We start from the raw sequence: 1,339 nt of genomic DNA, 5'->3' as shown, positions 1-1,339 counted from the left end.
GATAGTGTAAAATCATTTGTGTAAACTCAGAAGTGGGTATAGAAAAAGGAACCACTTTTCTTTATAGTGTTAAGTGACCAAACAAAACACAAAGAAAGAAGGTTCCTTTATGTCTTATCTTACCACAGAACTTCTCACATCTCTACTCCAAGGCGGTGCGGCCGCCAATGAATTTCTTCGCAGCAAAATCGAAGAAGGTGTCAATGCCGTCCTCAAAGCTGAACTGGCAGGATTTCTCGGCTACGAGAAGCACAGTTCCGCCGGATGGCATACAGGCAATAGTCGCAACGGTTCATATCAGCGCACCATCGTGACGTCGTATGGCAAAATCACAGTGGATGTGCCGCGCGACCGCAACGGCGCGTTTCAATCGCCATTATTGCCGCCGCGAAAACAACGTGTTGATTCGTTGGAGACTACAATCATTCAACTGTACCAACGCGGTGTCACGACGCGTCAAATCGCAGAACTTATCGAGCAAATGTATGGCCATTGCTATACACCAGCTACCATATCCAAGATTGCAGCTAATGTGTCGGATCAGGTTGAACAGTTTCATAAACGACCAGTTGCCAAGCGATATGCCGTTATCTTTTGTGATGCAATGTATGTCCATCTCCGTCGCGACAGCGTAGCTAAGGAGTCTATCCATGTCCTGCTCGGCATTACGCCGGAAGGACACAAGGAAATTCTTGACTATGCCATTCTGCCTTCAGAGTCAGCGCTGAACTATGCCGATATGCTAAAGAGCTTGAAAATTCGGGGCCTGGAACAGGTACTGCTCTTCGTCTCGGACGGCCTTGTTGGTCTCCCAGACGCAGTACAGAACGAGTTCCCGCGTTCCAGGTACCAGAGTTGCTGGGTTCATCTCATGCGTGCTGTAAGCCGCCTGGTGCGACCTTCCGACCGGAAGGTCGTCTTGGATGCGCTTAAGCGTGTGTACCGGCAGGAGAATGCCGCACTCGCAAAACAAGAACTGTCAGCCTTTCTCGACTCGTATGGAACAAAGTACAAGCGACTTCATAAGCTTTTTCAGAATGAGTCCAGCCTCTTCTCGTTTTACGAGTTTCCGAAGAGTATCCAGCAGACAATCTACACGTCAAACCTCATTGAGAACAACAACAAAGGATTTCGTCACAAGGCGAAGCTCAAGGAGCAATTCCCCAACGAGGATTCGCTGGAACGATTCGCCTGCATGGTCTACTGTGATTATAACCGACGTTTTTCCGGGAAAGCGCATCGCGGATTTCAAGAAGCATATCCGGAGTTGTTGGAGATGTTCACGGATTGATCTTTCAGTCTACACTATAAAAGTTTACACATAAGAGTTGACACTACC

The 1,339-nt window shown here is 48.0% G+C and carries 1 protein-coding gene; it reads left to right on the top strand.

Annotation, left to right across the window (positions count from 1 at the left end; translation table 11 throughout):
- Positions 1-109 precede the first annotated feature (109 nt).
- The gene (locus WMO23_RS11305; protein WP_020310338.1) at positions 110-1,291 is read left to right on the top strand and encodes an IS256 family transposase; all 1,182 of its coding nucleotides are present in this window, start codon (positions 110-112) and stop codon (positions 1,289-1,291) included.
- Positions 1,292-1,339 lie beyond the last annotated feature (48 nt).

Origin of the sequence: Megasphaera intestinihominis, assembly GCF_040096415.1 — a bacterium.
Lineage (GTDB): Bacteria > Bacillota > Negativicutes > Veillonellales > Megasphaeraceae > Megasphaera > Megasphaera intestinihominis.
This window is presented reverse-complemented; position numbering and strand designations above follow the sequence as displayed.